16 protein-coding genes are annotated in these 13388 nt (G+C 69.7%); 8 read left to right on the plus strand and 8 right to left on the minus strand.

The genetic code is table 11. The features are described 5' to 3' along the window. Nucleotides 1-5: 5 nt before the first annotated feature. The 8 genes from RIC11_RS00800 to nth all read right to left on the minus strand — a co-directional run bounded on the left by RIC11_RS00800 (nt 6) and on the right by nth (nt 4488). Nucleotides 6-191 carry a type II toxin-antitoxin system HicA family toxin gene (locus RIC11_RS00800; RefSeq protein ID WP_350207918.1) on the minus strand — a complete coding sequence of 62 codons (186 nt, stop codon included), beginning with the start codon at nt 189-191 and terminating at the stop codon, nt 6-8. Further along, nucleotides 188-397 (minus strand): type II toxin-antitoxin system HicB family antitoxin, encoded by a 210-nt coding sequence (locus RIC11_RS00805; protein WP_350207919.1) that lies wholly within the window; start codon nt 395-397, stop codon nt 188-190. Before RIC11_RS00805 ends, RIC11_RS00800 begins: the two co-directional genes overlap by 4 nt. A gap of 117 nt (nt 398-514) precedes the next feature. Beyond that, entirely contained in the window at nt 515-1495 is a 981-nt protein-coding gene (locus RIC11_RS00810) for a FliH/SctL family protein (RefSeq protein ID WP_350207920.1), read from the minus strand. Nucleotides 1496-1677: 182 nt separating this feature from the next. Continuing rightward, a complete protein-coding gene (locus RIC11_RS00815) occupies nt 1678-1932 on the minus strand; it encodes a hypothetical protein (RefSeq protein WP_350207921.1) in 255 nt (84 codons plus the stop codon). A gap of 159 nt (nt 1933-2091) precedes the next feature. After that, a complete protein-coding gene (locus tag RIC11_RS00820; protein ID WP_350207922.1) occupies nt 2092-2256 on the minus strand; it encodes a ribonuclease HepT family protein in 165 nt (54 codons plus the stop codon). After that, nucleotides 2253-2549, minus strand: a complete 297-nt coding sequence (locus tag RIC11_RS00825; protein ID WP_350207923.1) for a nucleotidyltransferase family protein — start codon at nt 2547-2549, stop codon at nt 2253-2255. Before RIC11_RS00825 ends, RIC11_RS00820 begins: the two co-directional genes overlap by 4 nt. Before the next feature lie 8 nt (nt 2550-2557). Continuing rightward, nucleotides 2558-3532: a tryptophan--tRNA ligase gene (gene trpS, locus RIC11_RS00830; RefSeq protein WP_350207924.1), complete on the minus strand. Its 975-nt coding sequence runs from the start codon at nt 3530-3532 to the stop codon at nt 2558-2560. A gap of 278 nt (nt 3533-3810) precedes the next feature. Continuing rightward, complete coding sequence (gene nth / locus RIC11_RS00835) at nt 3811-4488, minus strand: endonuclease III (RefSeq protein WP_350207925.1); 678 nt, start codon at nt 4486-4488, stop codon at nt 3811-3813. Between the two features lie 207 nt (nt 4489-4695). Here nth and RIC11_RS00840 point away from each other — a divergent pair, with 207 nt between their 5' ends. The 8 genes from RIC11_RS00840 (at nt 4696) to dcd (ending at nt 13375) form a co-directional block, all read left to right on the plus strand. Beyond that, a complete protein-coding gene (locus RIC11_RS00840) occupies nt 4696-5457 on the plus strand; it encodes a Bax inhibitor-1/YccA family protein (protein ID WP_350207926.1) in 762 nt (253 codons plus the stop codon). Nucleotides 5458-5479: 22 nt separating this feature from the next. After that, nucleotides 5480-6205: an LON peptidase substrate-binding domain-containing protein gene (locus RIC11_RS00845; RefSeq protein WP_350207927.1), complete on the plus strand. Its 726-nt coding sequence runs from the start codon at nt 5480-5482 to the stop codon at nt 6203-6205. Nucleotides 6206-6463: 258 nt separating this feature from the next. Then, complete coding sequence (locus tag RIC11_RS00850; protein WP_350207928.1) at nt 6464-9412, plus strand: FAD-binding and (Fe-S)-binding domain-containing protein; 2949 nt, start codon at nt 6464-6466, stop codon at nt 9410-9412. Between the two features lie 195 nt (nt 9413-9607). Beyond that, nucleotides 9608-10042 carry a YkgJ family cysteine cluster protein gene (locus RIC11_RS00855; RefSeq protein ID WP_350207929.1) on the plus strand — a complete coding sequence of 145 codons (435 nt, stop codon included), beginning with the start codon at nt 9608-9610 and terminating at the stop codon, nt 10040-10042. Between the two features lie 450 nt (nt 10043-10492). Further along, nucleotides 10493-11026, plus strand: a complete 534-nt coding sequence (locus tag RIC11_RS00860; RefSeq protein ID WP_350207930.1) for an HU family DNA-binding protein — start codon at nt 10493-10495, stop codon at nt 11024-11026. Between the two features lie 218 nt (nt 11027-11244). Next, a complete protein-coding gene (locus RIC11_RS00865; protein WP_350207931.1) occupies nt 11245-11517 on the plus strand; it encodes a hypothetical protein in 273 nt (90 codons plus the stop codon). A 139-nt stretch (nt 11518-11656) separates the two neighbouring features. Further along, the gene (locus tag RIC11_RS00870) at nt 11657-12628 is read left to right on the plus strand and encodes a dihydroorotate dehydrogenase (protein ID WP_350207932.1); all 972 of its coding nucleotides are present in this window, start codon (nt 11657-11659) and stop codon (nt 12626-12628) included. Nucleotides 12629-12802: 174 nt separating this feature from the next. After that, complete coding sequence (gene dcd, locus RIC11_RS00875; RefSeq protein WP_350207933.1) at nt 12803-13375, plus strand: dCTP deaminase; 573 nt, start codon at nt 12803-12805, stop codon at nt 13373-13375. Nucleotides 13376-13388 lie beyond the last annotated feature (13 nt).

Here is a 13388-nt window from a genome sequence, read left to right on the forward strand (position 1 = left end):
TCGGATCAGGGGGAATCGACGCCGAGGTCACGGCAGATTTTCTTGGCCAGGCGGTCGTCGATCTCTCGATGCCGCGGCACGGCGGATCGACGCGAGGTCCCGACCTTGCCCCACCACGAGTGTCGCGAGCCTTCGCGGATCAGGCTGCATCCTTGTCGGCTCAAGTGGCGCAGGAGATCGACCCGCTTCATGCTTCGATGGGGATCTCTTCAAACCCCTCGCCCACCGCGGCGCGGGCCTCGTTGCGGTTCATCTCGAGTGCTTCGGCAAGGCACTCGGAGAGAGACTCACGGAGCGCCTCGCGGGTCTTCTCCTGCGCGTTGACGCCCGGAACCTCTTCGATCCAGCCGATCCACCACTCGCCCGACTGGCGGATCGCCGCCGTGTACGTGGCCATACAAGAACCTCCTGCGCCGTTGGGAACGGGGCTCATCGTAGCCGCGCAGGCACTCCGCAGCGAGATGGCGGCCGTCCCGTGAGTGCGAAACGGCCAGCAGGCCCGAGGGGGCGGCGGTCAGAGGCCGCGGCGGCCGATCGCGATCGACCCCAGCGCGAGGGCCGATAGGAGCAACGCGCCGGTCGGCTCGGGCGTGGCCGTGTCGCGGTGCACGGCGAAGTAGGCCGGCGCGGCGAGGCGCACTTCGCCCAGGTCGATCGAGCCCACGGCGGTCCACTCGAGCTGGCCCCACGCCCACGCGACGCCGTCGTCGACGCCCGTGCGGTAGCCGACGATATCACCGACGGACTCGCCTGCCTCGGTTCCTTCGGCGGTCCCGTCGGCGGCGCCGTTGAGCAGGCCTTCGACGACCCCCTCTTCGCGGCCCGTGACGAGGCCCGCTTCGTAGCCGGCGGCGAACGCCGCGTCGTAGGTGGACTCGTAGCCGGCCTCGTCGCCGTCGGTGCGACCGAGCGGCTCGCCGACCTCGAACCCCAAGTCGTAGTAGTGCTGGCTAGGATCGACGCCCTCGGCGGGGGTGATGAAGTCAACGCTGCCGAAGAGAGTGCTATTCCAGCTCGTGAATTCGGCGCCGAACAGGCTCGAAAACCCGTCGTCGATCAACGACGTTGTGACAAATCCGAAACTACCGCTCAGGACGGTTCCGTCTTGGGTTACGACCAGCAGCTCGTTCGTCGCGACGAGCTCGCGCACGTAATCGGCGCCGTCGCCGTGACCCTCGGGGTAAGCCGCGTCGTAGGCGATGGCGTAGGCCGCGTCGTACGCGGGGCCGAAGTGCTCGTCGTAGGCTTGGCTGTACGAGGGGTAGTAGGTCTCGTCGTAGCCGACCGAGTAGCCCTCGGCGTCGCCGTCGGCTGTGCCCTCGGTCACGCCCCGCGCGGCGCCGACGGGGAACGCCTCGGCGAAGCCGAAGTCGTACCCGGCTTGGTAGCCGTCGTCGTAGTGGACCTGGTAGGGCCCGGGCACGAGGTAGGCCTGCGCCTGCTGCGCCGCGACAAGAACGACGGCCAACGCGGCTGCGGCTAGGGTCCGATACACGTCCGACTCGGCGGCTGAGGGGGGCTCGGCCCGACAGCCAACGGCCGCCGGCGGGCCCGCACTGTAAGCCGACACAGGCGACCCGTCAAATTCGCGCCGGCGCGCGGGGCGCCGCTGGAGAAAGCGGGTCTGAGCCCCAGCGGCGTCAGCCCGGGGAGAGCGCGCCGCCCATCGGGCGCGCCCTATGCCGACTCGCCGTTGGTCGACGACTCCGCCTCGGCGGCGGTCGGGAGCATCTCGATCGTGCTGATGTTCAGCAATGTGAAGATGTGCATGTGCTCCTTTCCTTCCTCGACCATGATGACGGAGCCGTGATAGTCCGACACGGAAATGAAGTCTTGGTGACGCACGTCGAAGACCTCTCCCCCCGTCATGCGGATGCGGAACGGCTGCCGCGAAGCGTTGCGGGCGAGTTCGCGTAGGTCGTCTTTTTCCATTGGAGTCTCCTGGGAGGCCGGGGGCCCTATCCTATCCACCCGCGCACGCCACACGCCTGGGGCGCGCTGCGCGGCACATCGCCGGCAAACGAGGTCAGAGCCCTTGGTCGATAAGCTTATCAACGAGGTCTCGCACCCGCGGCGCCTCGGCCGTCGCTGTCAGCCAGACCTGCTCGGCGTCGGCCTCGTAGTAGTCGCGTACTGTGTCTTCAAATCCGTCACGAACGTCTCGTAGTCCATCTCCGCAACAAACTCGGCCGCCGCGTTGCACGCGTCGCGGATGTCGCGCAAGTAGTCGTGAAGGCCACGTTGGTCGCCGGTCATACGGGCTCGGCCTCCGCAAGCACCCGTTCGCCGATAAAGCGCTTGAGCGACCGTTTCAGCACCAGATCGACCTCGACTCCCAGCAGGTCGGACAGCTCGTACTGCAACGCCAAAAAAGCCATCAAGCCTGGCGTCTCGCTGAAAGTCACCAGCACGTCCAGATCGCTGTCCGGCCGGTGGCCGCCGCGCAGGCGCGAGCCGAACAGGGCGAGCGTCTCGACGTGATGCTCGCGCCGCAGCCGTGGCAGCTCGTCGCGGAGTCGGCGGCGGATCTCATCGATCGACGGGTCCATACCCTATCTTACCACCCACGCACGCCGCACGCCTGTTGAGCCCGGCGCAGCACGTCGGCGGCCCGCTGGCGGGCCTTGGCCGCGCCGGCCGCGAGGATCTCCCGGACCTCGCCCGGCTTGGCGGCCCACTCGGCGCGGCGCTCGCGCGCGGGGGCCCAGTAGGCTTCGGCCGCGTCGGCGAGGGCCTTCTTGACGTCGCCGTAGCCGAAGCCCCCCTGGCGATAGGTGGCCGCCATGCGGCCGACGTCGTACTCGGTGGCGACCAGCTTGAACAAGTCGAACAGCACGTCGCCGTCGGGGTCTTTCGGCTCGTCCATCGGCCGGCTGTCGGTCTGGATCCGCATGATCTGCTTGCGCTGCGCTTTCGCCTCGTCGAACACCGCGAGCGTGTTGCCGTAGCTCTTGCTCATCTTCTCGCCGTCGGTGCCGGGCACGCGGGCGGACTGGTCGAGCACCTTCCCCTTAGGGAGCACGAAGGTCTCGCCGAAGTGGTGGTTGAAGCTCTGCGCGAGGTCGCGGCAGACCTCGATGTGCTGCAGCTGGTCCTCGCCGACGGGCACGACCGTCGCGTCGTACGCGAGGATGTCGGCCGCTTGCAGCACCGGGTAGGTGAACAAGCCCGCGTCGGCCTTGAGCCCCTTTGCGAGCTTGTCCTTGTAGCTCACGCACCGCTCCAGCAGGCCCATCGGCGTGCCGGTGAGCAGCAGCCAGCACAGCTCGGTCACCTCCGGCACGTCCGACTGCACGAACAGCACCGCCTTGTCCGGGTCGAGCCCCAGGGCCAGCAGGTCGATCGCGCCGTCGAGCGTGTACTGCCGCAGCTTGTCCTTATCGCGGACGGTAGTCAGCGCGTGCAGGTTGGCGATGAAGTAGTACGAGCCGTCGTCGCACTCGTCTTGCAACGCGATGTACTGCTGGATCGCGCCGAAGTAGTTGCCCCAATGAAACGGGCCGGTCGGTTGGATGCCTGAGAGGGCGCGCATAGCAGATAGGGGGATGGCGGGGCGCAGGGGCAGGTTGCGGTGTTGGGTTCGGTCCGGCGGCGGCTGGCGTGGGCGTAGACGGGGATCGGGCGGTGTCACCTCCGCGGCGCCAAGCGGGACCGCTCACTTAGAAACCGCCGCGGCAGGCGTTTCAACTGTGGGTCAACTGCGTGCAACTGTGGGATAGTTGTAGGCCAAGTAAAGGCCAAGCGTGGGAGGCGTGCCTCCCACAGGCTCACGAGCTCCCTCATCCCTCGTCCCTCACCCCTCGTCCCTCATCAACCGACCCCCACCCGGGGGCAGAAGCGCCGCATCGAGCAAGCCTCGCACTTCGGCCGCCGCGCGTCGCAGACCCGGCGGCCGTGGTAGATCATCTGGTGCGAAAAGTCGACCCACCGGCTCTTGGGCAACAGCCCCATCAGGTCGCGCTCGACCTTCACCGGGTCGGTCTCGGTGGTGAGCCCCGTGCGGCGGCTCAGGCGGCCCACGTGCGTATCGACCACCACGCCCGACGCGATCCCGTAGGCCGTGCCGAGCACCACGTTAGCCGTTTTCCGCCCCACCCCGGCCAGCGGCGTCAGCTCCTCGAGCGTGCGGGGGACCTCCCCGCCGTGCCGCTCGACCAGCTCCGTGCAGCAGGCGTGGATGTTCTTGGCCTTGTTGCGGAAGAAGCCCGTCGGCTTGATGTAGGCCTCCAGCTCGGGCAGGGGCAGCGCGGCGAGGTCTTCCGCCGTGGGACAAGCGGCGAAGAGCTTCTCGGTCACTTGGTTGACCCGCTCGTCGGTGCACTGGGCCGACAAGATGGTCGCCACCAGCAACTGCACCGGCGTGTCGAACCGCAGCGCGCACACGGCGTCCGGGTAATCGGCCTTGAGCCGCCGCAGCACCCGCCGCGCCTGGGCCTTGCGGGACGGGTCGTCATCCGGGGGTGGCGGCGGCGGGGGAGGAGCGGGCATGTCGGTCGGCGCCAGGGGGGGAGGTCGGCGTGGTAGGGGTTTTGCGGGGGCGGGCGGGGCGGGGGCGCCAGCCGTTTGTCGCTCTTGGGCGCAGCAAATGGTTGTGGGAGGCCGACTCTAGCCATAGGCTTGCGTCGGCAGCTCTGCTTGCCCAACCCCCATTCCGCTTCGCCGGCCCCCTCCCATCCCCCAAAAAGGCACGCCCCGATGGCCGCCGCTGACATCGCCGCTGAGAACCCGTACGCCGCGTTTGGAAGGGGCGTCGTCGCCGACGCGGCGCCCGACGAGCGGGTCGCGTTCGTCCGCAAGACCTACATGCACTTGGCAGCGGCCGTGTACGGCCTGGCGGCGATCTTGTGGGTGATGTTCCGCACCGGCTTCGCCGAGTGGTTCACCCGCGCGCTGGGCGGGACGCCCTACGGCATGCTGCTGATGCTCGCCGGCTTCATCGGCGCGAGCTGGATCGCCAACCGCTGGGCGATGGACCCGACGGCGACCGTGAGCAAGCAGTACGCCGGGCTGTGGCTGTACGTGTTCGCCCAGGCCCTCTTCCTCGCGCCGATGCTCTGGTTCGCGCAGGACATGGCCGTCGAGTACATGCCGGGCCAAGAAGTCAACGTGGTCGGCGCGGCGGCGCTGACGACCCTCGTGTTGTTCGCCGGGCTGTCGGCGATCCCGTGGCTCACGGGCAAGGACTTTAGCTTCCTCGGGGCCGCGCTGGGGATTGTGGGATTGGGCGCTTTGGCGTTGATCGTCGCGAGCTTCATCTTCCCGATCAACATGGGAATCTGGTTCTCGGTCGCGATGATCGTTTTCGCGTCGGCGTACATCCTCTACGACACGTCGAACGTGATGCACCATTACCAACCGGGCCAGCACGTGGCGGCCTCGCTCGCCTTGTTCGCGTCGGTCGCGTTGCTGTTCTGGTACGTGTTGCGGTTGTTCATGGCGCTCTCTAGCCGCGACTGACCAGCCGCCCCCGCCGCCGCCGATGACCAACGACCCCTCCGACGACCCCTCCCAGCCCGATTGGAGCGCCCTAGAGTTCGACCCGTCGTCGTTCTCGGGCGTTGCGCGGCTGTTCCCGCTCCCGGCGCCGTCGCTGTACCCGCGGGTTGTGCAACCGCTGCACATCTTCGAGGAGCGTTACCGAGAGCTGATGCGCGACGCCCTGGCCGGCGACGGGCTGATCGCGATGACCGTGCTCCGCCCCGGCTGGGAGACCGACTACGCGAGCCGCCCGCCGCTCGAGGCGATCGGCTGCCTGGGGTCGATCGTCACCCACCACCGGCTCGAGGACGGCCGCTACAACCTGTTGCTGGCGGGCGTGGCGCGGGTGCGGCTGCTCGACGAGATCGAGCCCCCGCTGGCGTTCCGCCGGGCGCGGGTCGAGCTGCTGAGCGAGGCCGAGCCCCCTGCGACCGACGCCCTCGCCGCCGCGCTCCGCAGCCGCTTGATAAGCGCGTTCCGCGCGGCCCTGCCCACCGAGCAGACGCCCGACGCGCTCCGCGAGCTGCTCGAGGGGGACACGCCGCTGGGGCTGCTCGCCGACCTGGCCGCCTACGCCCTGCCGCTGCCGCGCGACGCGAAGCAAGCCGCCCTGGCCGAGCTCGACGCGGCGACCCGCGCGGCCGACCTGCTCGCCGCGCTCGGCGCGCCGCTCGGCGACCGATCGGCCCCGCCCCGCGGATTCCCCCCGCCCTTCAGCGCGAATTGAGTCGGCGCCCGAGTCGCCGGCCGTAGCCTCGGGCAACCGAAGCGAGGGCCCCCGCCCTTCGCTCCTCCGCGGCCGTGCTCTTCCCATCGCTTCACGCTATTCCGCCCAGTCGGCGCCGCCGCGCTGAGCAAGGAGTTCTCAGCACACGGCGTGGACCGCCCCCAGAGAATCCTTAGCGGCACACGAGTAAGATAAGAGAGAGTCGTCCACCTCCGCCCCCGCCGCGCGACCCGCGCGGCGCCGATTCTCCCGAGCTGCATGCCCCAGGTCCCCAGCCGTATCGCCGAGGACCTCCGCGGACTGATCGCCGGCGACGTGCTCAGCGACGAGCTGTCGCGGCGTCTGTACGCGACCGACGGGAGCCTCTACGAGGTTCAGCCCGCGGTGGTCGTGCGGCCGCGGTTCACCGACGACGTGGTCGCCACCGTCCGCTACGCGGCCAGCGTCGAAACGCCCGTCCACGCCCGCGGCGCGGGGTCGGGCTTGGCGGGCGGGTGCCTGGGGCCGGGCATCGTGGTCGACTTCTCGCGCTACATGCGGCGGATCGTGTCGGACGACGGCCCGACGGTCCGCGTGCAGCCGGGCCTGGTGCACGCGGAGCTGAACCGCCGCCTGGCCCCGTCGGGCCGCTTGTTCGGGCCCGACCCGGAGATGACCCAGGTCACGACCCTCGGCGGCGTGGCGGCCGTCGACTCCAGCGGCAGCCGCCGCTTGGCGTACGGCTCGGCGCGCGAGCACGTGGTCGGCGTGACGCTGGTCACCGGCGGAGGGCGCGTCGTGTCGACCCGTCCGGCCGACGCCGACCCGGCCGCCGCCGCGCTCTCCGCCCGGCTGCTGGGCATGCTCGACCCGCTCCGCCCCACGATCCGAGAGTACACGCCGCGCGGGTGCGTGAGCACGTCGGGCTACGCGCTGGACCGCGCGCTGGGCGCCGGCGAGCTGGACCTCACACAGCTGCTCGTCGGCAGCGAGGGCACGCTCGGCCTGATCACCGACCTGACGCTCTCGACCGTGCCGGCGCCCGGCGCGACCGGCGCCATGCTGCTGACGTTCCCCAGCCTCGAGGTCGCCGCCGAGGCGGCCCAGATGCTCACGCCGATGGGCGTGTGCGCGTGCGACCTCATCGACCGCCGCCTGCTGAACCTCGCGCGTGAGATCGACCCCCGGCTCGAGGTCATGCTCTCCGGCGCGGCCGAGGCCGTGCTGCACGTCGAGGTGTTCGCCGACGACCAGGCCGAGCTGAGCGGGAAACTCGCGCGGCTCGCCGATTTCGCCCGCAGCCACGAGTCGCTCGCGGCCGACGTGATCATCGCCGAAACGCCCGAAGACCAGGCCCTCTTCAGCCTCATGGCGCGCCACCTGGTCTCCGCGTTGCACGGGCTGAAGGGGGTGCGGAAGGCGGTGCCGGGCGTCGAGGACGTCGCCCTCCCGCCCGCGGCCCTTCCCCAGTTCTTCCTGCGGCTGCAACAGATCCTCAAGCGGCGCGAGGTGACCGCGTCGGTCTACGGGCACGCGGGCCACGGCCAGCTCCACGTGCGCCCGCTGCTGGACCTCAGCAGCGACGCCGACGTGCGTCGACTGGAGGCCCTCGCAAGCGACCTCTACGACACGGTGTGGCTGCTCGGCGGGTCGATCAGCGGCGAGCACGGCGACGGCCTCAGCCGGACGCCGTTCGCGTCGCGCCAACACGGGCCGCTCGTCAACGTGTTCCGCGCGGTCAAGGCCGCGTTCGACCCGGCCGGCGTGCTCAACCCGGCGAAGGTGGTTCCCTCGCCCGGCGGGCGGATGACCCACCACCTGCGCACGACCGGCCACGAGGCGCCCGTCCGATCCCCCGCCGGCGACGCCGCCGGCGACGCGACCGGAGAGACCGACCCGGCCAAGCCGCTGGTCGAGCTGCAGCTCGCTTGGAAACCGGGCGAAGCGGCCGAGGCGGCCCGCGCGTGCAACGGGTGCGGCGCCTGTCGCTCCAAGGGGGACGAGGTCCGCATGTGCCCGATCTTCCGCTACACGCCGCGCGAAGAGGCCTCGCCCCGCGCCAAGGCGAACCTGATGCGGGCCGTGCTCTCCGGCGAGCTGCCCCCCGAGACCCTGCTGCTCGACAACGCCAAGCAGGTCGCCGACCTCTGCGTGAACTGCCACCAGTGCCGCCTGGACTGCCCGGCCGAGGTCGACATCCCGCGGCTAATGCTCGAAGCGAAGGCCAGCTACGTGACCACCAACGGCCTGCAGCGCGAGGCCTGGTGGGCCGCCCGGATCGACGCGCTGGCGAAGGTCGCGTCGCGCAGCCCTGCGCTGTCCAACGCGGTGCTGTCGAGCCCGGCCGGCCGCTGGGTCCTGGAGCGCACCGTCGGCCTTGCGGCCGGGCGCCAGCTGCCGCCCGTCGCCCGGCGGACCTACCTCAGCCAGGCCGCGTCGCGGCGGCTCAACCGCCCCTCGCCCGCCGCGGAGAAGGTCTTCTACTTCGTCGACACCTACGCGAACCACTTCGACACGCAGCTGGGCGTCGCGCTGGAGCGGATCGTCCGCCGCCACAACGTCGGCTTCTACGCCCCCGCCGACCAGACCCACAGCGGCATGGCCTTCATCAGCCAAGGCGCGCTGAAGCCCGCCCGGCGCCTGGCGCGGCGCAACGTGTCGCGGCTCGCCGAGGCCGTGCGCGACGGCTACGCGATCGTCGCGACCGAGCCCTCGGCCGTGCTAGCGATCACGCACGAGTACCTCCACCTGCTGCCCGACGACGACGACGCCCAGCTCGTCGCCGCCAACACGTTCGAGGCCTGCCACTACCTGTGGCGCCGGCACGTCGAAGCCCGCCTGCGGCTCGACCTGCAGCCGCTCCCGTACCACGTCGCCCACCACACCCCCTGCCACATGAAGGCGCTGCGCATCGGCTCGCCGGCGGAGAACCTGCTGCGGCTGATCCCCGAGTTGCGTCTGGTGCGGATCGAGAAAGGCTGCAGCGGCATGGCCGGCACGTACGGCCTGGCGCGGCGCAACTACCGCAGCAGCCTCCGCGCGGGGCTGCCACTGCTGTCCGAGATGCGTAGCGGCCGGCACCAACTCGGCTCGACCGAGTGCGGCTCGTGCCGCACCCAGATGGAACAAAACTCGCCCGTCCCCACGATCCACCCCATCAAGCTGCTCGCCGCAAGCTACGGCGAAATGCCCGAGATCCGCGAGCTGCTCGCCAGCCTGACGGCGTGAGTTGTCAGTGGTCCGTTGTCCGTGGTCCGTTGACCGTGGTCTCTAGGTCGTCGCCAACGTGATTCGACAACTGACAACTGACAACTGACAACGGACCACTGAGAACCGCCAACATCCCACCACCTACCACGCAACGCGTCTCCAGCGGTACGATCCGGCCCGTCCGCACCTTTTCGACCCCGAGCACCGAGTCCGATGGCCCAACCGACTGGCGTCGACGACCAACAGTGGCGCCGCGATGGCCTCCGCTTCACCTGCACCGCCTGCGGTGACTGCTGCGCAGGCGACCCCGGTTACGTGTGGCTGAACAAGGCCGAGATCGCCGCGATGGCCGAGCTGCGGGGCCAAACAGTCGACCGGTTCGAAGCGGAGAACGTCATCGAGGTGGGCGTCCGCAAGAGCCTCGCCGAGCGCGCCGACGGCGACTGCGTGATGCTCGACGCGGAAACCCGCCGCTGCACCGTCTACTCCGCGCGGCCGCGGCAATGCCGCACGTGGCCCTTCTGGGACTCCAACCTCAAATCTCCCGAAGCCTGGGCCGAGGCCTGCCAGGCGTGCCCCGGAAGCGGGCAGGGGCGGCTCTACGCGCCCGAGGAGATCGAGGACCTGCGGCGTGTGATCCGGATCTGAGCCGCTCATACCCAGCGAGGCCGGAGCGGTCGCGCGAAATCTGCCGACTTTGCGGGTTGGCTAAAGAACGCGGGCGCGGGCGCCGATGAGGTTCGTAACGGTTATCTGGCGCCGTAGCGCCGGCGGGCCGTTCGTGCGTAGCCAGCCGCAAGTCATTGGATGACAACGACTTACGGCCTAGACCCAAAAACCAGACCAAGCGAATCGTCGTAACTACCGGCCTGTATGTCACTTAGGTCCCTTCAACGATCGAACACCGACGGCCCCTCGGCGCCCGCCGAGCGTGCGCCGGCGCGCGGGGTTGGGGCGACGAATGTTGACACTAATCGTTGCCAGACTTACACTTGGGGCGACAGTTCCAGTCTTAAGAAGGCTTTTCAGAAGCCCCTCTCGGCCCGGCGTCTGGGCTGCTGGCAAGGGAGCTTCGCCTTCGGAGCCGGGGAGTCGGTCGTGACCAAGAAAGAGATCGTGCGAACGATCGCCGACGAGATCGGCCTGACGCAATTGAAGACGAAGGAAATCGTCCAGAAGACTTTCGACGCGATCGTCGAAACGCTGGTCGAGGACCACCGGATCGAGCTACGGAACTTCGGCGTGTTTGAGGTGAAGCGCCGCGCGGCTCGCAAAGCCCGCAATCCGCGCACCGGCGAGAAGGTCTCGGTGCCCGAGAAGTTCGTCGTGACGTTCAAGCCGGGCAAAGAGATGGAGGAGCGGGTCCGGGAGCTGGAGCGCCGCGCCGCCGAAGAGGCCGCCCTTCGCGAGCGCCAAGAAGCCGAAGCGGCCCAGCGCGCCGCCGCCGGCGGCAATCCGCCACAGAATTCTCCGTCGCAGGGCGCCCCGCCAAGGGGCGCCGGCGAGGCCTCGGCCAATGGACGCGGCGCGTACGCTCCCGACCACCACCCCGACGCCCCGCCGACCGACGCCGCAGGCGACTCGGCGCCGTTTACCGGCTACAACCGCGCCCCCGGCGACTCCCCTACTTGACTCTCGGGCCAACCTGAGGCTCCGGGCCAAACTGACGCCTTTGCCTACCTGACGCACCGCTTTGAGAATCTCCGGCGCCGACACCCTCGACCGCCGCTAAACGACCAGCTCACAACGGATTAGGTCACGCCAAGCCAGGAAGGCCGTCGGCGGACCGAGCGACTAGCGACCCTCGACCCGGGGCCCCTCGCCCCGCACTCACGGAGGAGTGACATCCCATGCGACCCGTCTCGCAAAAGCGTCGAACCCTTGCCGGCTCTCGAGCCCTCCGCCCCCGGGCGTGGCTGCTCTGCCTGCTGGCGCTGGGCACGATCGGCTCGAGCACCGGCTGCTTGATCCCGATGTACTCGGCCGACCCGGCCCGCCGCGCGCAGCAGCTTCTGTACACGTCGGAAGACCTGCGGACCCTGCTCGACGAGTGGGAACGCGTCTGGTTCCTCGACTCGCCGAGCCACATGAAGCCCTACCGCACCAGCGGCCTGGTCTTGTAGCCGTCGCGCGGGCGAACAAGCGAACAAGCACGCTCCGCGCCGGCATCGCGCCGCGGGGGGCCGCTGGGACGGGATGCGGCCAGCGGGTAGGCTCCGGGATGTCAGCCCCGCCCTGCCGCCGCTTCCCCCGCCCGCTCGCATGCCAGCCGGGACCGAACTCCCCGCCGCCGTGTCGTGCGACCCGGCCGATGTTGACCTGTCGGTCACGCTCGGCCGCTTGCGCCTGCCCAACCCGGTGCTGGTCGCTTCGGGCACGTTTGGCTATGCGCGGGAGATGGCGTCGCTCGTGGACCTGGGGCGGCTGGGCGGGATCTTGCCGAAGACCGTCACCGCTACGCCGCGCGAGGGCAACGCGCCGTGGCGCACCGTCGAGACGCCCGCCGGCATGCTCAACGCGATCGGCCTGGACAACGACGGCGCCGACGCGTTCCTCTTGCACCACCTGCCGTACCTGGCGTCGGTCGGCGCGCCGATCGTGGTCAGCGTCGCGGGGCGCACGCACGAGGAGTTCGTCGGCCTCACGCGGCGGTTTGCCGAAGCCGACCCGGCGATCCGCCCCGCCGCGGTGGAGCTGAACCTCTCTTGCCCGAACGTGTCGGGCGGGGTCGACTTCGGCAGCGACCCGTCGCGCTGCGAAGCGGTCGTCCGCGAAGCGGTCGCCGCCGCCGACCTGCCGGTCCTCGCCAAGCTCACTCCGAACGTGACCAGCATCCCCGTGATGGCCCGCGCAGCCGAGGCCGGCGGCGCCGACGCGATCACACTGATCAACACGGTGCTCGGGATGGGCGTCGACTGGCGCAAGCGCCGGCCGCTGCTGGCGAACGTCGTCGGCGGCCTCAGCGGCCCCGCGATCAAGCCGATCGCGCTGCGTTGCGTGTGGCAAGCCAGCCAAGCGGTCCGCACGCCGATCGTCGGCGTGGGCGGCGTCGCTACGATCGACGACACGATGGAGTTCCTCGTGGCCGGCGCGTCGGCCGTGCAGCTCGGGACCGTCAACTTCTACCGCCCCACGGCGGCCGCAGCGGTGCTCGAAGCCCTGCCGGCTGCGCTGGCGAGCCTCGGCGCGAAGCGCGTCGCCGACGTGGTCGGCACGCTCGCTACGGACACGTGACATTGCGCAGGCGCAACGCGCCGTGGCGCTTCCGACCCTACACTGAGGGCCGATCCGAACGGCGCTTCGAGAGAGGAAAGTGGAATGCGGAATACAGATGACGGCCCAGCCTCGAGATTCGCGTCGTGACGGAGCTCTCCTTTCCGTTTTCCCCTTTCCCCTTTCCGCCTTCGCATGATCCTCTCCGGCCGAGAAATCGAACGCCGCCTGGGCGGCGACATCGTCATCGAGGGCTACGACCCTGCGCGGCTCAACCCGAACAGCTACAACCTCACGCTCCACAACGAGCTGATGGTCTACGAAGAGGTCGTGCTCGACATGGCCAAGCCCAACCGCGTACGCCGCCTGACGATCCCCGACGACGGCCTCGTGCTGAGCCCGAACCAGCTCTACCTGGGCCGCACCACCGAGCGCACGACCACGCACAACCTGGTGCCGCAGATCGAGGGCCGCAGCTCGGTCGGCCGGCTGGGGCTGTTCGTGCACGTGACGGCCGGCTTCGGCGACGTCGGCTTCTCTGGCTTCTGGACGCTCGAGATGTTCGCCGTGCAGCCGGTGCGTGTGTACGCGGGCGTGCCGATCTGCCAGATCTTCTACCACGAGCTGACCGGAGAAATCACCGAGTACGCGAGCAAGTACCAGCACAACCGCGACATCCAGCCGAGCCTCCTCTTCGAAGAGCTGCAAGACAAGACCGACGACAAGCAACTGCCGCTCGCGTTCGGCGTGGAGCGGTCGGTCCGCTGACGCCGTGGCCCTC

This window comes from Botrimarina sp., assembly GCF_040219535.1.
Classification (GTDB): domain Bacteria; phylum Planctomycetota; class Planctomycetia; order Pirellulales; family Lacipirellulaceae; genus Botrimarina.